The organism is Pedomonas mirosovicensis (assembly GCF_022569295.1).
GTDB classification, from domain to species: domain Bacteria; phylum Pseudomonadota; class Alphaproteobacteria; order Sphingomonadales; family Sphingomonadaceae; genus Pedomonas; species Pedomonas mirosovicensis.
The window spans coordinates 1,195,412-1,218,152 of the sequence record NZ_JAKFIA010000001.1 but is presented as its reverse complement, the minus strand read 5'-3'; the positions used below and the strand labels follow the sequence as shown (position 1 = coordinate 1,218,152).

At 64.7% G+C, this 22,741-nt stretch carries 22 protein-coding genes and 2 pseudogenes; 10 read left to right on the top strand and 14 right to left on the bottom strand.

Annotation, left to right across the window (positions count from 1 at the left end; all coding sequences use genetic code 11):
* Window positions 1-28: 28 nt before the first annotated feature.
* From L0C21_RS05795 to L0C21_RS05765, 7 genes are all read right to left on the bottom strand, one after another.
* On the bottom strand, window positions 29-619 hold the full coding sequence (locus L0C21_RS05795) for a YceI family protein (protein WP_259277453.1): 591 nt from the start codon (window positions 617-619) through the stop codon (window positions 29-31).
* A 24-nt stretch (window positions 620-643) separates the two neighbouring features.
* The gene (locus L0C21_RS05790) at window positions 644-1,222 is read right to left on the bottom strand and encodes a cytochrome b (protein ID WP_259277452.1); all 579 of its coding nucleotides are present in this window, start codon (window positions 1,220-1,222) and stop codon (window positions 644-646) included.
* A gap of 12 nt (window positions 1,223-1,234) precedes the next feature.
* Window positions 1,235-1,882 (bottom strand): YceI family protein, encoded by a 648-nt coding sequence (locus L0C21_RS05785; protein WP_259277451.1) that lies wholly within the window; start codon window positions 1,880-1,882, stop codon window positions 1,235-1,237.
* A 290-nt stretch (window positions 1,883-2,172) separates the two neighbouring features.
* Window positions 2,173-2,673 (bottom strand): CarD family transcriptional regulator, encoded by a 501-nt coding sequence (locus L0C21_RS05780; protein WP_259277450.1) that lies wholly within the window; start codon window positions 2,671-2,673, stop codon window positions 2,173-2,175.
* 278 nt (window positions 2,674-2,951) lie between these two features.
* Window positions 2,952-3,290, bottom strand: coding sequence for a ferredoxin FdxA (gene fdxA, locus L0C21_RS05775; RefSeq protein ID WP_259277449.1), 339 nt, complete (start codon window positions 3,288-3,290; stop codon window positions 2,952-2,954).
* Between the two features lie 156 nt (window positions 3,291-3,446).
* A complete protein-coding gene (locus L0C21_RS05770; RefSeq protein WP_259277448.1) occupies window positions 3,447-3,749 on the bottom strand; it encodes an RNA-binding S4 domain-containing protein in 303 nt (100 codons plus the stop codon).
* Window positions 3,750-3,773: 24 nt separating this feature from the next.
* On the bottom strand, window positions 3,774-6,350 hold the full coding sequence (locus L0C21_RS05765; protein WP_374940221.1) for a helicase-related protein: 2,577 nt from the start codon (window positions 6,348-6,350) through the stop codon (window positions 3,774-3,776).
* A gap of 274 nt (window positions 6,351-6,624) precedes the next feature.
* On the opposite strand from L0C21_RS05765, the gene L0C21_RS05760 reads away from it, so the two are divergent.
* Window positions 6,625-8,139, top strand: a complete 1,515-nt coding sequence (locus L0C21_RS05760) for a M23 family metallopeptidase (RefSeq protein WP_259277446.1) — start codon at window positions 6,625-6,627, stop codon at window positions 8,137-8,139.
* A 355-nt stretch (window positions 8,140-8,494) separates the two neighbouring features.
* Window positions 8,495-8,926, top strand: coding sequence for a free L-methionine (R)-S-oxide reductase MsrC (gene msrC / locus L0C21_RS05755; protein ID WP_259278828.1), 432 nt, complete (start codon window positions 8,495-8,497; stop codon window positions 8,924-8,926).
* 227 nt (window positions 8,927-9,153) lie between these two features.
* Here msrC and L0C21_RS05750 read toward each other — a convergent pair whose 3' ends face one another.
* The 6 genes from L0C21_RS05750 to gcvA all read right to left on the bottom strand — a co-directional run bounded on the left by L0C21_RS05750 (window position 9,154) and on the right by gcvA (window position 13,600).
* A complete protein-coding gene (locus L0C21_RS05750; RefSeq protein ID WP_259277445.1) occupies window positions 9,154-9,471 on the bottom strand; it encodes a hypothetical protein in 318 nt (105 codons plus the stop codon).
* 20 nt (window positions 9,472-9,491) lie between these two features.
* Window positions 9,492-9,950 carry an AAC(3)-I family aminoglycoside N-acetyltransferase gene (locus tag L0C21_RS05745; protein WP_259277444.1) on the bottom strand — a complete coding sequence of 153 codons (459 nt, stop codon included), beginning with the start codon at window positions 9,948-9,950 and terminating at the stop codon, window positions 9,492-9,494.
* Window positions 9,951-10,065: 115 nt separating this feature from the next.
* Entirely contained in the window at window positions 10,066-11,067 is a 1,002-nt protein-coding gene (acuI, locus tag L0C21_RS05740) for an acrylyl-CoA reductase (NADPH) (protein WP_259277443.1), read from the bottom strand.
* 18 nt (window positions 11,068-11,085) lie between these two features.
* A complete protein-coding gene (locus L0C21_RS05735) occupies window positions 11,086-11,568 on the bottom strand; it encodes an NfeD family protein (RefSeq protein WP_259277442.1) in 483 nt (160 codons plus the stop codon).
* Between the two features lie 7 nt (window positions 11,569-11,575).
* Window positions 11,576-12,526 carry an SPFH domain-containing protein gene (locus L0C21_RS05730; RefSeq protein WP_259277441.1) on the bottom strand — a complete coding sequence of 317 codons (951 nt, stop codon included), beginning with the start codon at window positions 12,524-12,526 and terminating at the stop codon, window positions 11,576-11,578.
* Window positions 12,527-12,691: 165 nt separating this feature from the next.
* On the bottom strand, window positions 12,692-13,600 hold the full coding sequence (gene gcvA / locus L0C21_RS05725) for a transcriptional regulator GcvA (RefSeq protein ID WP_259277440.1): 909 nt from the start codon (window positions 13,598-13,600) through the stop codon (window positions 12,692-12,694).
* Window positions 13,601-13,956: 356 nt separating this feature from the next.
* Here gcvA and L0C21_RS05720 point away from each other — a divergent pair, with 356 nt between their 5' ends.
* The 5 genes and pseudogenes from L0C21_RS05720 to L0C21_RS05700 all read left to right on the top strand — a co-directional run bounded on the left by L0C21_RS05720 (window position 13,957) and on the right by L0C21_RS05700 (window position 18,243).
* Entirely contained in the window at window positions 13,957-14,208 is a 252-nt protein-coding gene (locus tag L0C21_RS05720) for a hypothetical protein (RefSeq protein WP_259277439.1), read from the top strand.
* Window positions 14,209-14,469: 261 nt separating this feature from the next.
* The gene (locus tag L0C21_RS05715; protein ID WP_259277438.1) at window positions 14,470-15,828 is read left to right on the top strand and encodes a hypothetical protein; all 1,359 of its coding nucleotides are present in this window, start codon (window positions 14,470-14,472) and stop codon (window positions 15,826-15,828) included.
* Between the two features lie 81 nt (window positions 15,829-15,909).
* Window positions 15,910-16,609 (top strand): annotated as a pseudogene (queC, locus tag L0C21_RS05710) (7-cyano-7-deazaguanine synthase QueC).
* A gap of 26 nt (window positions 16,610-16,635) precedes the next feature.
* Entirely contained in the window at window positions 16,636-17,268 is a 633-nt protein-coding gene (gene queE, locus L0C21_RS05705) for a 7-carboxy-7-deazaguanine synthase (RefSeq protein WP_259277437.1), read from the top strand.
* Between the two features lie 546 nt (window positions 17,269-17,814).
* Window positions 17,815-18,243 carry a hypothetical protein gene (locus tag L0C21_RS05700; RefSeq protein WP_259277436.1) on the top strand — a complete coding sequence of 143 codons (429 nt, stop codon included), beginning with the start codon at window positions 17,815-17,817 and terminating at the stop codon, window positions 18,241-18,243.
* Window positions 18,244-18,328: 85 nt separating this feature from the next.
* Here L0C21_RS05700 and queF read toward each other — a convergent pair whose 3' ends face one another.
* On the bottom strand, window positions 18,329-18,787 hold the full coding sequence (queF, locus tag L0C21_RS05695) for a preQ(1) synthase (protein WP_259277435.1): 459 nt from the start codon (window positions 18,785-18,787) through the stop codon (window positions 18,329-18,331).
* 238 nt (window positions 18,788-19,025) lie between these two features.
* On the opposite strand from queF, the pseudogene sseA reads away from it, so the two are divergent.
* The 3 genes and pseudogenes from sseA to L0C21_RS05680 all read left to right on the top strand — a co-directional run bounded on the left by sseA (window position 19,026) and on the right by L0C21_RS05680 (window position 22,652).
* Window positions 19,026-19,879, top strand: a pseudogene (gene sseA / locus L0C21_RS05690) (3-mercaptopyruvate sulfurtransferase).
* Between the two features lie 18 nt (window positions 19,880-19,897).
* Entirely contained in the window at window positions 19,898-21,109 is a 1,212-nt protein-coding gene (metC, locus tag L0C21_RS05685) for a cystathionine beta-lyase (protein ID WP_259277434.1), read from the top strand.
* Between the two features lie 136 nt (window positions 21,110-21,245).
* Window positions 21,246-22,652 carry a serine hydrolase domain-containing protein gene (locus tag L0C21_RS05680; protein WP_259277433.1) on the top strand — a complete coding sequence of 469 codons (1,407 nt, stop codon included), beginning with the start codon at window positions 21,246-21,248 and terminating at the stop codon, window positions 22,650-22,652.
* The last annotated feature ends 89 nt before the right edge of the window (window positions 22,653-22,741 follow it).

Here is a 22,741-nt window from a genome sequence, read left to right as displayed (position 1 = left end):
GCAGCAAGAAGCCCCCCTGCCTCGCCACCTACTTCGCTGTGGCCACCACGTGCACCTGCACGGGGATTTGCAGGGAAACCCACTCACCCTTGGCATCGGAGCCGCCGCCGATGCCCCAGGCTGTGCGGGTCAGCGTCACCTTGCCGTCCATCGTCGCCGTGTTGCCGGTGATATTCAGCGTGAACGGCAGCTTCACCGGCACGGCCTTGCCACGGATGGCAAGCGTGCCGTCCGCCACATACGCGTTGCCGCCGGTTTTAGTGATTTTCGTCGCGGTGAACTTTGCCTGCCGCACCTTGGCGGCATCGAACCAGTCGGCCGTCGGCAGGGTCTTGTCATACATGGCCTCGCCGGTCTTGGCCGAGGCGAGGTCGATGGTCACGGCCACCTTGGCCGCCTCCGGCTTGGCGGGATCGAAGTCGATGCTTGCCTGCCAGGCCTCGAACCGGCCCTTGAAGGTCTTGCCCACGTGCTGGCCGCTGAAGGTGATGGCGCTTCTCTTTGCATCCACCGCCCAGGGCCGGGCCTCAGCCACGGTTGCCGCGCCAAGGCTGGCGAGGCCAAGCCCGGCGGCCAGCAATAGGCGCGCGCCATGCCATGAGAAATCGGTCGTCATCATATCAGCCTCCTTGTCTTCGGGGCATTAGGCGTTGCTGCGCGGGCTGAGCCACGGGGCCATGCGAACCAGCACGTTGTCGCGGTCGATGAAGTGGTGCTTGAGCGCGCCTGCCACGTGCAGGAACAGCAGCCCCAGCGTACCCCAGGCGAGCAGCTCGTGCACCTCCTCGAAGGTCGCGTTCAGCTGCTGGGCGTTCGCCGCCTCGGCCAGCGGCGCGATGTGCGGCCACTCGAACAGGCCGAACCACATCGTCGGCAGGCCGAAGGGGCTCGTCGAGACGATCGCCCAGCCCGACAGCGGCATCACCAGCAGAATCGCATAGAACGCCCAAGCGGTGGCGTGCGCCGCCGTCTTTTGCCAGCGCGGCATGGTGTCCGGCAGTGCCGGGGGCCGGTGGCCAAGCCGCCAGGCCAGCCGCGCCAGCGTGAGCGCCAGCACGGTAAGGCCCAGCGATTTATGCAGCTGGAAGACCTCGAAGGCCACCGCCTGCGTCTCCGGCTTCCGGATGGCGCCACCCATCCAGAAGCCTGCGATCAGCAGCGCGATCACCGACAGGGCGATCAGCCAATGCAAAATGACCGCAACGGTCGAATACCGACTCATGACAATGACAGCTTACTTCTGTTCGGCGAATTCGGCCTCAACCTGCACGGTCACCTCGTCGCCCACCATCGGCACCAGGGTGGTCACGCCGAAGTCCGAGCGCTTGAAGGTGGTGGTGCCGGAAAAGCCGAGCGCGCCGACACCGAGCATCGGGTGCTTCTTCGCGCCCACCAGCTTCACGTTCATCACGATCGGCTTGGTGACGCCATGGAAGGTCAGGTTGCCGTGCACCTTGCCCGCATCCGTGCCGAGCCGCTCCACCTTGGTGGAGACGAACTTGATCTCCGGATACTTGGCGGCGTCAAGGAAGTCCGGCCCGGCGATCTTGGCGTCGAAGTCTTCCTTCTCCGGGAACGGATAGTCCGTCCGCACCGACTTGGGGTCGATGCTCACCGTGAGGCTGCTCTTCTCAGGATTGCCCGCATCGAAATCGAGCGTGGCATTGAACTTGGTAAAGCGCGCCGTGTAGTTGGACAGCCCCAGGTGGTTCACCTTCCAGGTGACGCTGGCATGGGTCGGATCGAGGGCATAGGTGCCGCTCGGCACCTCCAGCGCGGGGGCCGCCGTCTGCGCGACAGCAACGCCGGCCATGCCGCCCACCAGCAGCGGGCCAGCCAGCAGCGGGGCGGCGACAAGTGCGGCCAGAACCTTGTTTTTCATTGTGTTTCACCCTCCGGAGAAAATCAGGATCGTCAGCTTATCAGTCAGCCGGGGAGCGTCAACGCCAGGTCGCGCTCCCTTCGCCTGCGGCCTCTCGCCCCTCGGCTCGTAACGGCTGCGTCTCTAGATATGCCGGTCGAGGGCTCGCGACGAGTTGGCAGGCAGCGGTTTCTCTCTCCGCGATTTGCGAACGATACTCCATATTCCCTGCCCCGGAAACGAGAACGGCCGCCCTTTTGAGGGCGGCCGTTCTCGCATTGCGCCGGTAAAACCGGGCTGGGCAAAATGGTTCAGGCTGCTTTCAGCACCTTGTGGATCTTGTCCTGCGCGGTCTGCTCGTCGATGTTCTCCATCGCTGCCAGCTCGCGGGCCAGACGGCTGATGGCCGCCTCGTAGATCTGCCGCTCGGAGTAGGACTGCTCCGGCTGGTCCTCGGCGCGGTGCAGGTCGCGCACCACCTCGGCGATGGAGACCAGATCGCCCGAATTGATCTTGGCTTCGTATTCCTGCGCCCGGCGTGACCACATGGTGCGCTTGATCCGCGGCTTGCCCTTGAGCGTCGTGAGCGCTTCCTGAAGGGTCGCCTGGCTGGACAGCTTACGCATACCAACGGCTTCCGCCTTGTTCATCGGAACTCGCAGCGTCATCCGCTCCTTCTCGAAACGGATCACATAGAGTTCAAGCGGAAAACCGGCGACTTCCGTCGTTTCCAGCTCGATAACCCGTCCGACGCCATGCTTGGGGTAAACCACATAGTCACCCACGACGAACTTAAGGGATTTTGCCGCCATTCTTATATCCTGTCGCTTCTCTGCACTGGCACGACTCATACCGTTTCAGCGCTGACCACATTGGTGGCCGCGGGGTGCCCGCTGAAATCCGGGGAAGGGGACTGGCTGGTGCCTTTGCGCCAAAACAGTTCAAATTCGTGCGTTAGACAACGTCGCAAGCATGTAACATAAACGGAGCATAATTTCCACTCCTTTATGCCGCATTGCAACGTAGAACGCCCCGCGTTCGGGACGAACGCGAGGGGAGAACGCTCCTTATAAACGCACGAGCTGGTCTTTTAGCTGCCCTGGCCCGGATTCTCCGAGAAATAGGCTTCAAGCTTGCCGTCCACGCCCTTGAACTCGTCCGCATCGGCGGGCGGGGTTCCCTTGGTGGTGATGTTCGGCCAGACGGCGGAGTACTTGGCGTTCAGCTCCAGCCAGGACTCGAGGCCGGACTCGGTGTCCGGCAGAATGGCCTCGGCCGGGCACTCCGGCTCGCACACGCCGCAATCGATGCATTCGCTAGGATTGATGACGAGCATGTTCTCACCCTCGTAGAAGCAATCCACGGGGCACACCTCAACGCAATCCATGTACTTGCAACGAATGCACGCGTCGGTAACGACGTAGGCCATCTTAAATCCGGCTCCCTCAACTCGATGCCTGTCTGCTAGCGAAGCACCATGGGGCCGTCAACACCCATCTGGGCTTAAAAACGGCCGTTCCGCAGCCTGGGACCGCGGCAAAACGGCATCAATGCCGAAGTTGTCCCTGCCTTGGGCCTGGCTCGGCTATGCCGTTGCCGGCTCAGGCGCGACGGCCTGTACCGACGGGCTCATGTCGCAGTAGAGCAGCCGGGCGGTCGAATAGGGGCCGCGCCGTTCGGCAAAGCCCTCCACCTTCACCACGATCACCCGCCCCGCCTTGGGGAAGCTGATGACCGAACCGAGTCTCACCGCCGCATGCGGCTTGTCCACCACGCGCCCATCCATCCGGAGGTGGCGGCTGCTGCACATGGCGGCGGCCTCCGCGCGGGTTTTGAACAGACGGGCAAACCACAACCACTTGTCAAGCCGCTGCGAGCCGTTGTCCATGCAGGTCTCTCTCCTCGTTTCAACCTATCCGCTGCGCCATGCCGCAAGCGCGGCAAACGGCGAGGCAGCCGGCGCCGGCTTGCGCTCCTCGCCTCTCGCTGCGCGGCGCCGGTTCGCGGCATAGCCCTTCCACTTGTACGCCACTGTTGTCTCGCCCTCGGCCCCCTCGCCTTCCGGCTGCACGAGGGTACGCCGGTAGCCAAGCGCCACCATCAGGCGGGAAAAGTCAGCCTGGCTCAGCCCCACCATGGAGACGAGCTGGCCTGTCGGGATCACCGGCGCCCCGCCCTTGGCCTGTTCGCGCAGCACGTCCAGCAGCCGCTCGACCAGGTCCACGCGCACGGCCTTGTCGCCCACCACCCAGTAGCCGGCAACGGCATAGACCGCCTTGGGGGCGGATGGATCCACGGGCACGCTCACCGGCCCGTTCTCGGGCAGGCTCGGCAGCGGGCCCTCGAAGTGGCTGGCCGCCGCCCACAGGGCGACGCGCCACTGCATGGCGGCGGGTTTCAGCACGGCGGGCGCATAGACATGCCGCGCGCCGATCTTGATGCCGGCCTTGGCGAGCCAGCGCCTCTCGTCGCGGCTGAGGGCGCTGATCTGCGCCTCGGCGCTCTCGCGCCGCGCCACGCCCAGCCCTTGCACCAGATGCACGGCAAGGCCCCGCGCCGCGCCGCCGATGCCTTGTGGCCCCTCGCCTTCCGCCAGGGCAGCCAGGCGCATCAGCGGTTTGAGAAGATCCTGCGTCCGCGCCATCACCCAGGCCTCCAGCCGGGCAAGGACGGACGCCTTCTCGGTGGCCGCCAGCAGGCTTGCGCCCGCCTCCAGCCGCACGCGGGGGCTGAGCGGATCGCGCCCCGGCGCAAGATAGGCCACCCGCGCGCCCTTCCACAGCAGGCGCACGTGGGGGGCCTGCTGCCCCAGCTCGAAGCCGATATCCCCTTCCCCGCTTTCCGCCAGCGCCTTGGCCCGGCGGGTCATTTCGGCGGACAAGGCGCGCTCGGCCGCGGCCATCATGCGGCGGCGGTCCTCATGGCGGGCGTCCGCATCCATGGTGAAGGTGAAGCCGGAGAGCGTGCCGATGGAGTGGCCTTCCACCTCCACCGTGCCGGCCTCGTCCACCTCCACGTCGATCGCGCCCCGGCCGCCCGCCGAGCGCAGCAGCACCGAGGTGCGCCGGTCAACGAACCGCTGGATCAGCCGCTCGTGCAGCACATCCGACAAACGGTCCTCCAGCGCGCGGGCGCGTCCCGCCCAGTGGGCCGGGTCCTCCAGCCAGTCGGCGCGCTGGGAGATGTACGACCAGGTGCGGATGCCCGCGATACGGCCTGCGATGGTCTCGATATCGCCGTTCACCTGATCGAGCCGGGCGATCTCGCCTGCAATCCAGTCCGTCGGCAGGGTGCCATTGCCCTCGGAGAGGTGCTTGAAGATCCGCAGCACCAGCCGGGCATGGATGTCCGGGCTCACCTTGCGATAGTCGGGCACTTGGCAGGCGTCCCACAGCCGGCGCACGCGCGGGCTGCGGCGCGCCCGCTCCTCCACCAGCGGTTCCTGCGCCAGGCGGCGCAGCACGGCCAGGTCGATGGCGTCGTCCGCCTTCAGGAGTTCGGGCCGGGGCGGCCGCGCATCCAGCGAGCGGATGAGCGCGCCCACCGACTGGAAGTCGAGGCTGGCGCTGCGCCACATCAGATGCTCCAGCGGCGCGAACGTATGGTTCTCGATGGCGAGGATCTCTTCCGGCGTCAGCTGCCGCCGCTCCTCGCCGAACTGCACGGTGCCAAAGGTGCCGTCCCGCTGGTGCCGCCCGGCGCGCCCCGCGATCTGGGCCATTTCGGCGGGGGTGAGGCGGCGGTGGCGCTTGCCGTCGAATTTGCTGAGGCCCGCGAAGGCCACATGACTGATGTCCATGTTGAGGCCCATGCCGATGGCATCGGTCGCCACCAGATAGTCCACCTCGCCGGATTGATACATCCCCACCTGCGCGTTGCGGGTGCGAGGGCTGAGCGAGCCCATCACCACGGCAACGCCGCCGCGCTGGCGGCGCAGCATCTCGCCGATGGCGTAGACCTGATCGGCCGAGAAGGCGACGATGGCCGTGCGCTTCGGCACGCGCGAGAGCTTCTTCGGCGCGGCGTAGCTGAGGGTGGAGAACCGCGGCCGGGAGATGATCTCCGCGTCGGGGAGCAGCTTGCTCACCAGCGGCCGCAGGGCATCGGAGCCGAGGATCATCGTCTCGTCGCGCCCGCGGGCGCGCAGCAGGCGGTCGGTGAAGATGTGGCCGCGCTCGTCGTCCGCGCCCAGCTGCGCCTCGTCGAGCGCAAGGAAGGAGACCTCCCGGTCCAGCGGCATCGACTCGGCGGTGCAGAGGAAATAGCGGGCGTTCGGCGGGACGATTCGCTCCTCGCCGGTAATCAGCGCCACCTGCTCAGGGCCCTTGATGGCCACCACCCGGTCATAGACCTCCCGCGCCAGAAGACGCAGGGGAAAGCCAATCATTCCAGATGAATGGGCGCACAGGCGCTCAACCGCCAGATGGGTCTTCCCGGTGTTTGTCGGCCCCAGGACGGCCGTTACCTTGCTCAAACCCAATGCACCCATGTCGTCTACGAATCTGATGTGCGGGCAGCGTCAATGCAAGGGCATTTGGGCAAAGATATTGTGCGCTTCACCGTATCGAACTCTCGATTTCGTATGCGGGGTGGAATGTTAAGAGATTGTTTACGTCGAAAGATGAAGGTTTTGCTTGGAACCAGCTTGGCAATTGGTTGACATTGGCACTTAAGCACGACAGTTTTCCCAACTGTTGTGTTTGGATTACCTGTCTCTCTTGATTGGGCGGGTGAGTCGTGCAGGGACTCAAGGAGACTGGGGTTTGCTGAAAACGGGCTTCGTCGCGCTTGCAAAAAGCGAAACGGAAACTGCTGCCGCAGCGCCATCTGAAGCGCTCGGCGAAATCGAGCTGGCGGTCGATCTCGGCCATCAGATCGGCTCGCTGCGCTGGTGGCGCGGGCTTGCCACGCTGGGCGGCCTGCTCACGGCGGCAAGCTGGCTCGTGCTGACCAACCCCATCCAGTCCCTGCCCGGAAGCACCTCCCCCATCCTTACCTCCGTCCAGTCCGAAGCGATTCAGCCCGCCGTCATCGGCCCGCTGATGACCGGCGCGCAGACCGGCGAGCGCGTTCCCATGCTGCCGCTGGCCAAGGCGATCGCTGATGAGGCGGAGCCCGAGATCGAGCAGAAGGAAGTGCCGCTGCTGCGGAACGCCAGCCTGGAGACGATCCTGCGCCGCGCCGGCGTTTCGCGGGCGGAAGCGCGCAAGATCGCCGATGCGCTGGGCGCCAACGCCCAGATCAAGGACCCGCCGCGCGGCGCCAGCGTGCAGCTCACCCTCGGCCGCCGGGTGTCCAGCAAGGACCCGCGCCCGCTCGAAATGCTCTCCTTCCGCCCCACCTTCGACAACCACGTGCAGGTGGCCCGGGTCGGCAACGACTTCATGGTCAAGACCATGCCGATCAAGGTGGTCAGCGCCCCGGCCCGCGTCGAGGGCGAAGTGGGCGGCAGCCTTTACGTCTCCGCCCGCAAGCTGGGCGTTCCGGCCAAGGTCATCAACCAGTACGTCAAGGCCCTCTCCTACAGCGTGGACTTTACCCGCGAGGTGGCGGCCAGCGACCATTTCAGCCTCGTTTACGAGCGCGACGTGGCCGAGACCGGCGACGTGAAGACCGGTCGGCTGCTCTATGCGAACCTGCAGCGCGGCGGCAAGCGCAGCGATCTCGAACTGGTCTGGTTCGAGCCCAAGAACGGGCGCGGCCAATTCTACCACGCGGACGGCTCGTCCATTGAAAAGCTGCTGATGCGGACGCCGGTTGACGGCGCGCGCATCTCGTCCCGCTTCGGCATGCGGCACCACCCGGTGCTGGGCTACGGCCGCATGCACAAGGGCATGGACTTCGCCGCGCCGAGCGGCACGCCGATCATGGCGTCGGGCTCGGGCACAGTGGTGTTTGCCGGCCGTCACGGTGGCCACGGCAATTACATCAAGATCCGTCACTCGGGCGGCTACGAAACCGCCTACGCCCACATGAAGGGCTTCAAGTCCGGCATTCGCCGCGGCGTCAAGGTCGCGCAGGGCCAGGTCATCGGCTACGTGGGCACCACCGGCCTCTCCACCGGCCCGCACCTGCATTACGAAGTCTACAAGAACGGCAAGGTCATCAACCCGGCCAGCATGGAACTGCCCACCGGCTCGTCGCTGCGCGGGACTGAACTGGTCCGGTTCAAGGAACAGGTAAAGAAGTTCCGCTCCCTGCCCCGCAATCAGGTGCCGGAGCAGGTGCTGGTGGCCGCAGGCATCAACCCGCGCAAGGCAACGAAGCAGCCGGGCTAAGCGCCCTTCTCCTTCGCGACAGGCCAAACGGGGCGAGGCCAGGCTTGGCAATGCCCCGTAAAGGCCCGCAGAGGGCCCTTACAGCGTGATTCCAGGCCGGCCCGCTACCACCCTAGCCAAAATAGGCAAAAACCTCCCAGTGGGTGTTTGAGGCCGATCTAGGGGCTATTGTCTTTTGTCCGGATGAACGGGCGGGCCGTTCGCCGCCCCCTCCTCCCGCACGGCCCCCTCTTGTTGCGCGCCGGAACAGGGCGTATCTGCCTGTTCGGTATTCCCCCATGTTTCATGAATGATCGGACGGCCGCATGTTTGAAGTAAAGCCCTCAGCGCCAACAAGGCGGACAGCTACAAGGAACTGCTGGCGCAGCTCGACTCGATGACCAGCGACGAGCCGGATCCAATCGCCAACATGGCCAATGCCGCCTCGCTGATCTTCCACAGCCTGCCGGGCCTCAACTGGGCTGGTTTCTACCGTCTGGTGGACGACGTTCTGGTGCTCGGCCCCTTCCAGGGCCGCCCGGCCTGCATCCGCATCCCCGTCGGCCGGGGCGTCTGCGGCGCGGCGGTTGCGGAAAACGCCACCCAATGCGTGCGCGACGTTGACGCCTTCCCCGGCCACATCGCCTGCGACAGCGCCTCGCGCAGCGAACTGGTGGTGCCCATCACCCACGAGGGGCGCATCATCGGCGTCCTTGACCTGGACAGCCCCTCCCTCGCCCGTTTCGACGCGGAAGACGCCAAGGGGTGCGAACGCCTCATGGAACTGCTGGCCCCGCGCATCGCCTGAGGCGGCTTTTCTTCAAGACGAATGTTTTCTTTGCAGGGGTCTCAGACCCCTGCGCTCCTTCGTTTTATCGGGCCGTGTTTCCGACGCGCCCCCATTTCATGCAGGTCGTCAGAACTGCAGGTTTCCGGCGAAGAAGGGGATGCTCAGAGGGCATGCCCCCTTGAGAGGAAGCCAGGGCATCAGGACACGGCGACAAGGGAGCCTCGACGAGGCGCATTCTCTCACAACTAAACTGAGAAAAACCGCTTCTCGAGAAGAGATGTCATACACTTAGCCATAAACCCCCAGATGAATAGCGAAATACCGATAAAGCCGAAAATAACACTAATAACCAGGAATGGCACACTCGGTATGGAGCCCGCTTGGTTTAATAATTTAATATACTCAGGCCCGATACTCCCCATAGCGTAGCCGTAATAGCCCGCCTCAATCCAGCATATTACTGTAATGGTAAATATCACTGTCGTCGAGACCTCATCCCAGTTCTTGCGTTTACGCGACTTCATCTTCTGATATAATGTGGCGATATTCTTGAGCATAGCCATGGTCACGCACCTTTCATATGCTAAGGCTCGATATCGAAGTGGAGGACTTCCTCGCGGGTGCCGAGTTTCTCGTAAAGCGCGATAGCCGGATCGTCGCCATAGTCGGCCTGCACGAAGATGACCCATGCGCCGCGCGACGCGGCAATGCCGCGCAGATGATCGATGAGCGCGGTCGCAATGCCCTGGCGCCGATGCGCCTCAGCAACCGCAAGGTCGTAGATGTAAACCTCGCGCCGGGCGCGTTCGAACTTGTCCAGCTCATAGGCGACCAATCCGCCAACGACAGCGCCGTCCATCAGCGCCGCCAGCGCGATCACATGGTCTTTGGCGAGGAGGTCCCGCAGGTAAGCCTCCTCGGGCGGCGCGCCGCCATAGGTTTCCGGGTCGGCGAACGCCGTGCCGAACATCCCGTTCAGGCCGCGCATCAGCGCGACATCGGACGAGCCGAGGCGACAAACCTGAAACGGAAGCGATGCCATACCCTTGTCTTTTGCTGAGCCCACGACCGGAGAGACGCCCCGCTACAGCAGAACACGGCCCGAGAAACGAATGGGGGCGCAGGGGTTACAGACCCCCGCAAGGGATTTTAAGTCCCTACCCGATCTCCACCACGACCCGGCCCTTCACCTTGCCCGCCAGAAACTCGGGCGCAAGCGCGGTCACGTCCTCCAGCTTCACCGTACGCGTCATGCGCTTCAGCTTGCCGCGGTCGATGAGCTGGTCGAGGCGCAGCCAGGCCTCGCGGCGCAGGGCCATGGGGGCCTGAACGGAATCGACGCCCGCCAGCGTTACCGAGCGCAGGATGAACGGCAGCACGGTTGTCGGCAGGTCCGAACCCTGCGCGAGGCCGCAGGCGGCAACGCAGCCGCCGTAGCGCATCTGGGCCAGCACGTTGGCGAGCGTGTGGGAGCCGACCGTATCGATGGCCCCGCACCAGCGTTCCTTGGCGAGCGGCTTGCCCGTGGGCTCGGAGAGTTCGCGGCGGTCGATCACCTCCTCCGCGCCGAGGGACTTGAGGTACTCCGCCTCCTCAGGCCGCCCGGTCGAGGCAACGACACGGTAGCCGAGGTCCGCCAGCAGGGAGACGGCGACACTGCCGACGCCGCCCGCCGCGCCGGTCACCAGCACCTGCCCCACGGTCTGGTGGACGAGGTGGCGCTCCAGCGCCATCACGCACAGCATGGCGGTATAGCCCGCCGTGCCGAGGGCCATGGCCTCGAACGGGGTGATGTTCTCCAGCGGCACCAGCCAGTCGCCCTTCACCCGGGCGCGCTGCGCGTATCCGCCGTAGTGGGTCTCCCCCAGCCCGTAGCCGTTCAGCACCACCGCATCGCCCGGCTTGAAGTCCGGGTGGCTTGAGGATCGCACATGGCCGGCCAGGTCGATGCCGGGGATCATGGGGTAGCGCCGCACCACCGGGGCGGCGCCGGTGAGGGCGAGGCCATCCTTGTAGTTCATCGAGGAGTGGCTGACATCCACCACCACGTCGCCGTCCATCAGGTCGCTCTCGCCGATGGTGACGAACCCGGCCTTCGGCGCGTCGCCCTCCTTCGTCAGCAGGAGGGCCTGAAATCTCTCGTTCGCATCCCCGCTCATCGATCTGCCTCCACCGTTTCAAACGGGTTCAACGATCAAGGCCGCCCCTTCGGTTCGTACAACCCGCATAACCGTGCCCACGGGGGCGTCCGGGCCGCGCACTTCCCACACGGTGTCGTCCAGCTCCGCCCGGCCCGCGCCGTGGACGATGGGCTCCACCAGCACCACCGTGCGCCCCACCAGCTGGCCCGCGCGGCGGCTGACCGGCCGCTCGTCCGCCTGCTGGCTGCGCCGCGCCCAACGCCGCCCTGCCAGCACCGAGGCGATGGCCAGCACGGCGAACACCGCCAGCTGCGCCTCCAGCCCCATCTCGCGGCCGGCAACCAGGTCGAAGATCAGCGTCACGACGCCGGTCAGCCCGGCCGCCAGCCCCAGCCAGATGAGAAAAGCGCCGGGCGCCGCCATTTCCGCCGCCGCCAGCAGCAGCGCGGCGGTCCACCAGAGCCACCAGGCCTCAAGGCTGAGAGTGACGGTCAGTTTCAGCGTTTCCGGCTCGGTCATGGCAACCTCACTTGTCTCCGGTGCGCGGCAGGCCCGTGGCGCCCGCCGGCGCCGACGGGCCATCCCCCGCCACCGCCTTCACCAGCTCGCCGATGCCGCCGAGCGAGCCGACGAGGGCCGACGCCTCCATCGGCATGAAGATGACCTTGCTATTGCGGCTCTCGGCAAAGGCGGTCATCGCCTCCACATACTTCTGGGCGACGAAGTAGTTGATCGCCTGCGCGCTGCCCTTGTTGATCGCCTCGCTCACCAGTTCGGTCGCCTTGGCTTCAGCCTCCGCCGCGCGCTCGCGGGCCTCGGCGTCGCGGAACGCGGCCTCTCGGCGGCCCTCGGCCTCCAGAATCTGCGACTGCTTGGCGCCCTCCGCCCGCAGGATCTCCGAGTTCCGCTGGCCCTCGGCCTCCAGAATGGCGGCACGCTTCTCGCGCTCGGCCTTCATCTGGCGGGCCATGGCGTTGACGATGTCCTGCGGCGGTCGGATGTCCTTGATCTCGACGCGCGTCACCTTCACGCCCCAGCTGTGGGTGGCCTTGTCCACCACGGTCAGCAGCCGGGCGTTGATGGCGTCGCGCTGGGAGAGCGTTTCGTCCAGATCCATCGAGCCCATCACGGTTCGCAGGTTGGTGGTGGTGAGGTTCATGATGGCATTCATCAGGTCCGACACCTCATAGGCCGCCCGCGCCGCATCCAGCACCTGGAAGAACACCACGCCATCCACGCCCACCATGGCGTTGTCGCGGGTGATGATCTCCTGCCCCGGAATGTCGAGCACCTGCTCCATCATGTTGATGCGCCGGCCCACGCGGTCGATGAACGGCACGATCAGGTGAAAGCCCGGCGTCAGCGTCCTGGTGTAGCGACCAAACCGCTCGACCGTGTACTCATGGCCCTGCCGGACCGTGACGACCCCCATGGCCACCGTAGCGATGGCCACAATCACCAGTACGATGAAGAACATTTGGCGCTTCCCTTTCCAGTTGCGTCCGCATTGTGACGCATCCGGCATGGTTAGCAAGCGCCGTGCTTGCGGGGAGAGCGCCCCGTTCAAACGAATGGGGGATTTTAAGGAGGTCCGAGACGCCCCTTAAGGTCTTTCTTTATGTTCGTGCGTCTCGAAAAGCCCTCAGGCCTGATGCTTGGCGGCTTCCGCCTTCACCCAGTTGATGAAGGTCTGCACCTTCTTCTGCCGCCACTGGGGCTCGGGGGCCACCAGATAGTAGCCGAACTCGACCGCATGGGCGCTGTCGAACAGGCGCACCAGCCGCCCGGCCTCGATGTCGGCCGCGGCGATGGCCGCCTTGGCCAGCACCACGCCCTTGCCCGCCGTCGCCGCCTCGATGGCCAGCGACGACTGGTTGAAGTGGATGCCGCGCTCCGGGTCCGGGTGGTCGACGCCCGCCGCCTTCAGCCACATGGCCCAGGTGGGGCACCCATCGTCCACGTCGGCGGATTCATCGTGGATGAGCGGCAGGTTGATGAGGTCCGCTGCCGTCTTGATCGGGAAGCGCTCCAGCAGCGAGGGCGCGCAGGCCGGATACACATGCTCGTCCAGCAGCTTCTCGACCATCAGCTCCGGGTAGTCGCCGCGCCCGAAGCGGATGGCGAGATCGATGTTCTCCTGATTGAAGTCCACCAGCTGCATGGCGGCGAAAATCCGCACCTGCATGTCCGGGTGGCTTTCGGCGAACCGCTCGATGCGCGGCACCAGCCACTTGGCCGCGAACGATGGCGGCACGCTGATGGTGAGCGACTTGGAGGTCTGCGCCGCTTGAAGCGTCCGCACCGCTTCCTCGAACTTGAGGAAGCCGTCGCGCAGCGGCGGCAGCGCGCGCTCGGCCTCCGGCGTCAGCGCCAGGTTGCGGCCCAGCCGCTTGAACAGGATGACGCCAAGCAGGTCTTCCAGCGCGCGGATGTGCTGCCCCACGGCAGCCGGCGTGACCGCGAGCTCGTCCGCCGCCTTGGTAAAGGACAGGTGACGGGCTGCGGCATCGAAGACGCGCAGGGCATTGAGCGGCAAATGGGTACGCTTCATATCCCTTGGGTTAGGGCTTTTCCGCCCCTCTGTTCAACTCTTTTTGCGCGGGAAAACGCAGCGTCGCCCTGAAGGAAACCAAGCCGGGCGAAGCGTCCCTCCCCCCGCCGGCCCGTTCAGACGCCATTCAGCGTAGCCGCGCTATTTTGCTATCAGCATCTTACTCCCTTGAAGGTGCCTTCTGAAAAGAAGAACTGCGGGCCGCCTGGTCACTTCCCCCGTTCCAGGCGGTCCGCTCCCCCTTCATTCTGTCGGCAGGCTTTACACTCCCAGGCATTTCTCCCGATGAATTAACCTTGTTTTTGGCGCTTTTCCGCCATTAAAATCCATTTGGCCCGCTCATTGCTTAACGATTTATGGAACTCGTTGAGGAGCACAGAGCCATACTGGTCACGCCCGCCCTTCCCGCGCCATACCGGCCCGCGCTTTCCCGGCAGGACGGCCCTTCCGCCGCTGCCCAGCCGAACCGCTTTCGGACGGTGCTGCCGCTGACCGATACGGACGCTGATTCGGGCGAACACGCGCAGCGGCGGCTGTTGTCGCGCTTTGCCCAGACCAGCAGCCTGGCGGGCAAGAACAAGGGCCTGGTTCTGGATATCTCCGCCTGAGCGGGCCTGTTGCCGGCGCGCCTTCGCGAACGCCCCATGCCTTAACTATTTATTAATTTTGAATCTCTAGACTTTCCGAACCTGGATGTGACTTGGGCGTTGTCAGGCTAGACCTCCTCTCCCGGCCTTCCGGTCGGATCGACTCCAGATTGAGCCCGTATGGGACCTCCCGATTTTAGTACCATTGGTCAGCGCCTCCGCTCTCTGCTCTTCAAGCAGGAAAAACAGGAAGATGCGTCCGGCAGCGCCGCACCCAACGCAATGGCGGGACCAAGCGAGACGCATAATGCTGAGGACTTCGCCGAACAGCTGAAATCCCTTGCCCACGCGCACGGCCAGTTGGCCGTCGGAAGGCTCCAGATCCTCGGCTTCAAGGCCGTCGAGGAGCGGCTGGGCGATCGCTGGCCCCAGATGCGGGACCGCATTCCCCAGATCATCGAGGGCACGTTCCGCCGCCGCCTCTCGCCCCGCGACGTGTTCCGCCGCCATCAGGAACTGGTCTACCTCGTGATCTTCGCCGAGCTTTCCGTCGAGGAGGCGCAGGTGAAGGCTCACCTCCTCGCCGAGGAGATCTGGCAGCAGCTCTTCGGCGTGGGCGAGGCGGAGGGCAAGCTCGACGTATCCCTCCTCACGATCAACCTGGAAACCAACCAGGTGGAAAACGTGGCCGATCTGGACACGCTTCTGGCCCAGCAATTCGAAAAGGCCGCGCTGGAAGCCGCCGCCCTGCAAAAGGGAGCGGCCGCGGGAGGCCCCGCTCCGCCGCCAGCCGGAGCGGCCGCATCTCCAACGCCGGCTCCAACGCCGGCCCCGGCTCCGGCTCCGCTTCTGGTGATCGAGCCCGATCCCACACCGGCCGCGCTGCAACCGACGGCGCCCGAGCCCGCGAGCCACACCTATCTGTCCTATGCGCCGTTGTGGACACCCGGCCTCAACGCCGTCACCTCCTACTATGCCCGCATGTGCCTGATCGGCGGGCCCATGAAGAGGGTTTACGGCCACGACATGCTCCGCCGCTCCTCGGCGCCGCGCGACGTTTACGATTTCGACCTCGCCACCCTGGCGCGGGTGCAGGCCGCGGCCCTGCTCCTGGGGCGCAACCGCTCCCCCGCCGTGCTCGTCTGCCAGGTGCATTACACGACCCTCATCAACAGCGAGGCCCGGCGGGAATATCTGGCGCTGTGCGCGGGGTTGCCCCGCTTCGCCGTCCGCCACCTCATCCTCGAGGTCGGCGGCTTCGCGGAGGGCTTCCCGGCCCACACCGCCTTTGAAATTCGGCACTGGCTGCGCACCTACTGCCGCGCCGCCTGGGCGCTGCTGCCGCCTTCCCCCGCCGCCGTCCACAACCTGAAGGAGGCGGGCTATGCCGCCGTGGGCTTCGATGCCCGCCGCCTCGGGATGCTCAGCCGACTTGCGGGCACGGGGCCGCAGTTCGTCGAGGCGGCGCGCAAGCATCGGATGCGCCCCTTTGTCCACGGCATCGTCATGCCGCAGGCGGTCATCACCGCCGCCAATGCCGGGTTCGACTTCCTGAGCGGCGATGCCGTCCAGCGCCCGTTCGACAAGGTGCCGCCACCCTATCGGCTCACGCTCGACGAGATCAGCCTGCCGAACGACTAGCTCCTCCCAACCGGTCCCCAACCTCTCTTGCCGGGACGCCCCCCCTTGCCCCGCCGGCGCGCAGGGCCCATAGGAAGTGCCATGACCAAATCTGCCGTTGTATTGCTGAGCGGTGGCCTGGATTCTGGCCACCTGTGCCGCCATCGCCAAAAGCGAAGGCTACGACATCTACGCGCTGACCATCGACTACAACCAGCGCCACCGGGTGGAGCTGGACTGCGCCCGCACCCTGGCGCAGGTGTTCGGCGCAAAAGGCCACGTGGAGCTGCCGGTCAACCTCTCCGCCTTCGGCGGCTCGGCGCTCACCGGCCACTTCGACGTGCCGAAGGACCGCGACGAGGCCGCGATGGCGGACGACATCCCCATCACCTACGTGCCCGCCCGCAACACCGTGTTCCTCAGCCTCGCGCTCGGCTGGGCGGAAGTCGTCGGCGCGGAGGATATCTTCATCGGCGTCAACGCGCTGGACTACTCCGGCTACCCCGACTGCCGCCCCGCCTTCATCCACGCCTTCGAGGCCATGGCGCTGCAAGCCACCAAGCGCGGCGTCGAGGGGGACTGGAAGCTGACCATCCACACGCCGCTCATCGAGATGACCAAGGCCGACACCATCAAGACCGGCCTCGCGCTGGGCATGGACTACGGCCTCACCTGGAGCTGCTACGACCCCACCCCCGAAGGGCTGCACTGCGGCCACTGCGACAGCTGCAAGCTGCGCCGCAAGGGCTTCACGGAAGCAGGCGTGCCCGACCCGACCAAATACGCCTGCGAGCCGGTCTGAGCCCGTTTGCGGAGGCAAACAAACAAATGACTTACTCCGTAAAAGAGCTGTTCCTCACCCTGCAAGGTGAAGGCGCGCATACCGGCCGCCGGGCCGTCTTCGTGCGCTTTTCGGGCTGCAACCTATGGACCGGCCGGGAGGAAGATCGCGCTAAAGCCATCTGCCAGTTCTGCGACACGGACTTTGTGGGGACGGACGGCCCCGGCGGCGGCAAGTTCGCGAGCCCCGAAGCACTGGTGGATGCCGTCGAGACCGCATGGGGACCCACCCTGCCGCACCGCTACGTCGTCTGCACCGGCGGCGAACCGCTCCTCCAGCTGGACGCGCCCCTCATCGACGCCCTCCATGCCCGCGGCTTCGCCATCGCCATCGAGACCAACGGCACGCAACCCGTGCCCGAAGGCATCGATTGGGTGTGCGTCAGCCCCAAGCTCGGCTCAGAGATGATCGTCAGCAAAGGCAACGAACTCAAGCTGGTCTACCCGCAGGAAAACGGCGATCCCGCCCAATTCGAGCACCTCGCCTTCGAGCACTTCTTCCTCCAGCCCATGGACGGCCCGGACCGGATCGCCAACACCCAGGCCGCCACGGACTATTGTCTGGAACACCCCCGCTGGCGGCTGTCCCTGCAAACGCACAAGCTGATCGGGATTCCCTGAGGGATTTCTGGGTTTTTAGAATTTTGATTTTTTAGGGTTTTCATTTGCAGGAGGGTCTTAACCCTCCTGCACCTCCCTTTCGTTTTCTGGGCTGCGCCGGACCCGGCCGCCCGGCTTTCACACCTAATGTACGGCTATTTTTATAAATAGAATTGATCTTATTGCCCTAGACCTATTGATCCCCACATATAATAAATAAAAATAATATCCATGCGTCACTTTCGATCGTTACTTTCATGCTACACGAGGGGACAATGGCACCTGATTGGCCAACCATAGTTTTGAGCATAGCGACAAATGTCTCGATTTCCCTTGTCGCGCTGAAGCTATTTGCAACGAAATAGCTGGAGCATCGCTTCGCAGCACAGCTCGAAACACTAAGGCACGATCACCAAGCAGAAGTTGAACGGCTCCGATATAAAATCGCGGGCCTTTTTAGACCGCAGCGCGAGGCTAAATCAACGCGAATTCGAAGTCCTCCCTGAAATTTGGGAGAAGGCTAACGAAGCTCATTCTGCCATAATGTCTTTAATAGCAAGATTCAAAATGAGTGCTGATCTTACCAATATGGGAGACGCTCAGCTCGAATCGTTCATTTCTAATTGCGATTTGCAAGACTGGCAAAAGGATGAACTTCGGCAAAAGGGAAAATACGAGCGCAGCACTTATTATGCCAATGCAATCTGGGCAAAATCTCTATCTGACACCCACTTTGCAGCGCAAGAATTTAGACGTTCTGTTCTGCGAAATTCCATTTATCTAAGACCAGATGTTTTCAAACAGATCGAAGCCTTTGCCAATCGCATTTGCGAAGTCGTTTTCAATTACCAGTTAGACTGGCAAGCAAAATCCGATGGTGTTTATAACACCAAAGAAGATGACGTGATACAAGCGTATCGCGAGGCTGGAAAAGATCAGTATGAGAGGCTCGGAGAGTACCTCCGCAATCACTATTGGGAAGTTAAAACACTCTAGCTTGGACCAGCCTAAAAACGCCGGGGTGCAGGGGACCGAGTCCCCTGCAAAAATCAAACCTGAAATAAAACAAACCCCGCGAGGGTTAACCCCGGCCGCGATAGCCGGGGACGCCCTGTTCGGGCACCCACACGTCGGCGGGGGCGGGTCCGGTTTGCCAGAACACGTCGATGGGGATGCCGCCGCGGGGGTACCAGTAGCCGCCGATGCGGAGCCATTTGGGCTTCATTTCGGCGGCGAGGCGTTCGGCGATGCCGACGGTGCAATCTTCGTGGAAGGCGCGGTGGTTACGGAAGCTGTGGAGGAACAGCTTGAGGGACTTGCTTTCCACGATGGTCTCGTCGGGGATGTAGTCGATGACGAGGTGGGCGAAGTCCGGCTGGCCGGTCACCGGGCACAGGGAGGTGAATTCCGGGCAGGTGAAGCGCACCAGATAGTTGCGGCCCTGCCGGGGGTTGGGCACATAGTCCAGCTGCGCGTCCTCAGGCGAGGTGGGCAGCGGGGTCTGCTTGCCGAGCTGGGTGTTTTCGAGAGATGTCGTCATGGCCTTCGATTAATCCCCCGCGCGGGCCGGGTCAAATGCCTGCGCTGGCGGTGCGCCGGGATGCCCCTTGTCAACGATGTAAAAATGTGAAGTCACTGCTGTCGAATGTCCGACCTTAATTCGCGTTCGTGCGGACTGAAAACCCTGTATGCATAGTGGGGCTGCTCCCTCGCGGGCTTGCGGGGGCAGGCGGCACGGAACCGATACGGCATCAAGGCACGGCATGAGGAGACCCGGCATGGACTCTTTGGTGAGCACCGAATGGCTGACGAGCGAGCTTGGCGCGGACGACCTGCGGATCGTGGACGCCAGCTGGCATCTGCCGACCGAGAACCGCGACCCCCGCGCCGAGTTCGAGCAGGCGCACATCCCCGGCGCGGTGTTCTTCGACATCGACGAGATCGCCGACACCGCCAGCCCCCTGCCCCACATGCTGCCCTCCCCGAAAAGTTCGCCAGCCGCGTGCAGGCGCTGGGGCTGGGCGATGGCAGCCGCATCGTCGTCTACGACAATTCGGACCTGCGCTCCTCCGCCCGCGTGTGGTGGATGTTGCGGGTGTTCGGCTCGCACCGGGTGGCGATTCTGGATGGCGGCTTCCAGAAGTGGAAGGCGGAGGGCCGCCCCCTCGAATCCGGCAAGCCGGTGGTGCGCCATCGCCACTACACGCCATGGATGGACAAGGCCGCCGTCCGCACGCTGGAGCAGATGAAGGCCAACCTGACGACAAAGGCCGAGCAGGTGCTGGACGCCCGCGCCGCCAGCCGCTTTGCGGGCAGCGAACCCGAGCCCCGGCCGGGCCTGCGCGCCGGGCACATGCCGGGGGCGCGCAACCTGCCCTTCAAGCAGCTGCTCAATGAGGACGGCACCTTCAAGCGCGGCGAGGACTTGCGCGCCGCCTTCGAGCAGGCGGGGGTTGATCTCGGCCGCCCGGTCGTCACCACCTGCGGCTCGGGCGTCACGGCGGCGGTGCTCACCTTCGGGCTGCACCTACTTGGCCATGACAAGGTTGCGCTCTATGACGGGTCGTGGACCGAGTGGGGCAGTCAGCCCGACACCCCCCGCAGTAACTGGCCCCCAGTAACAGGCCGGTAGTAACAGGCGCATGAGAGAATGACGGACAAGACGGCAGCACACCGAACCGCAACTCAGGTCATCGAGGGCGGACGCCGCCCGGAATGGACCCACGGCGTGGTGAACCCGCCGGTTTACCACGCCTCCACCTGCGTCTTCCCGACGCTCGCCGCGTTCGATGCTGCCCTGCGTAACCCCGGCGGGGGCCTGTTCTATGGCCGCCACGGCACGCCGACCACCTGGGCGCTGGAAGAAGCGCTCACCCGGCTCGAGCCGGGCGCTGCGGGCACCAAGCTGTTCCCCTCGGGCGTCGCCGCCATCTCGACCGCACTGTTTGCCACGCTCAAGGGCGGCGGCGAGCATATCCTGATGGTGGACAGCGTTTACGAGCCCACCCGCGCCTTCTGCGACAAGATGCTGGCCCCGCTCGGCGTTGAGACCACCTACTACGACCCCACCATCGGTGCTGGCATCGCGGAGCTCATCCGCCCCAACACCCGGGCGGTGTTCACCGAATCCCCCGGCTCCCTCACCTTCGAGGTGCAGGATCTGCCCGCCATCGCCGAAGTCGCCCACGCCCACGGCGCGGCGGTCATCCTCGACAACACCTGGGCCACCTCCCTCTACCAGCCGAGCCTGCCGCTGGGCGTGGACATGTGCGCCCAGTCCCTCACCAAGTACGTGGGCGGCCACTCGGATCTGATGATGGGCGCCGTCACCGCCAACGAACAGTGGCTCGGCCCGCTCAAGGCCGCCACCGCCCGCCTCGGCCACTGCGTCGGGCCGGACGACGCCATGCTCGCCCTGCGCGGCCTTCGCACCCTCGACGTGCGGCTGGAACGCCATCACGCCAGCGGCTTGCGTGTCGCCCAGTGGCTGGCCGAGCACCCGCTGGTGGAGCGCGTCATCCACCCCGCCCTGCCCGGCTGCCCCGGCCATGAGCTGTGGAAGCGCGACTTCAAGGGCGCAACCGGCCTCTTCGCCGTGGTGCTGAACCGGGGCCAGCGCGCCGACCTCGCGGCGATGGTCGACCACATGCATCACTTCAAGATGGGCTTCTCCTGGGGCGGCTATGAAAGCCTCATCCTGCCCATCAACCCGGCAAGCATCCGCACCGCCACCCGCTGGCACACCAACCACCCCATGCTGCGCCTCCACATCGGCCTCGAAGACCCGCAGGACCTCATCAACGACCTCGCCCAGGGGCTGGAGCGCTACGCCGCCGCCACGGCGGAAAATCCGGTGGCGTGAGGGAGTTTCTTAAGGGCTTTTCGGGCTGTGGCGGGGTGAGCCACCGTTTCAAGCTGATTCGGTTTTTGCTCGACCTTCCTGCCGCTGGCGAATAGGCTATTTGTATTAGTCATGCCAACGGCCGGATGGGTTTCGGATGCCACTTTCGCTCATTGCCAGCCTCGCGCTGCTTGTCGGCCTCTCCTCGGAAAACCCCGCTCAGGCAAGCAATGAACCGACAAGCCCCGAAGCCGCAGCGCCGCAGGGCCCCTCCGGAATGGTGTTCCGGGAATGGCTCACCGCCTTCAATTCCGGCGACAAGGCAGCGATCAAGGCGTTCTACGGCACGTATCTGGACGACCCCGAACCCGCATTCGCGCTCGACACGGCAGAAGATACCTGCGGATTTGATATCGCGCGGGTGGAGTCGCAAACCGCTCTGGCCATGAGCGTCCTCCTCGTCGAGCGGTGTTATCCGGCGCTGCAACGCCTGACGATCGAATACGCCAAGCCTGATGATGCGAAGCCGAAGACGTTCAGCCTCAAGGCATTCGCGCTCTCAAACCAGGGCGGGATCAATGCGATGGCGGGAACGGCGGACCGGCTGGCGGCACGCGACAAGTTTGCCGGCTCGCTGCTGGTGGCGCATGGCGATGGGGAGGTGTGGAGCCGGGGGTGGGGCTCTCTCGACAAGACAGGGCAAGCGCCGATCACCGCCGACACGCCGATGTTCCTGGCCTCCGTCGGCAAGATGTTCACCGCCGTTGCGGTGTTGCAGTTGGTCGAGCAAGGCAAGGTCGATCTGGACGCCCCGTTCGGGCGCTACCTCCCCGACTATCCCAACAAGGACATGGCGAAGGTGACGATCCGCCAGCTGCTCCAGCACCGGGGCGGCACGGGCGGCATGGGCATTCTCGCGCGCGACGATGGGGCCAATCGGGCGCGGGTCAAAACCATTGCGGACATCATCGAACTGAATGGTTCGCGCGCGCCGCCCTTCCCGCCGGGGAGCAAAACGGACTATTCGAACTACGGCTTCCTGCTGCTCGGCGCAGTGGTCGAGCGCGTGAGCGGCGAGAGCTACTATAATTATATCGAGCGGCATGTCTTCACGCCTGCGGGCATGGCCAACGCGGGTTTTCCCGATCTGGACCATTTGCAGGGCGTTGCAATCGGCTACACCACATTCTTCGGCGCGGAGCCCGAACTCGTCTCCAACGTGGACGTGCTGCCGTGGCGCGGAACACCCGCCGGGGGCGGCGTGGCGAGCGCGAACGATATGCTCAAATTCTTCCGCGCCTTAAAGGCAGGCAAGCTGTTGTCGCCCGAGCTGCTCCGGCAGGCGACGACGCCGGGCGATACGCCGTGGTATGGCCTCGGCTTCATCGTCGACCCCGGCGAGCATTCGCACTGGGGCCATGGCGGCAATTCCTACGGCATGGATGTGGCGGCGCAGTATTATCCCGAAAACGACACCATATTCATTTGTAATGCGACCCGCGACATGGCCTGCAACCGCCTTTACTTCGCCTGGCACTACCGCATTTTCGGGCTGACGAAATAAGAGCATTTCCACCTTCCCCCTCCGTCAGGCGCACGCCCGAAACACGGCCCTTTAAATAACCGGGGTGCGGGGGACTGCGTCCCCTGCCC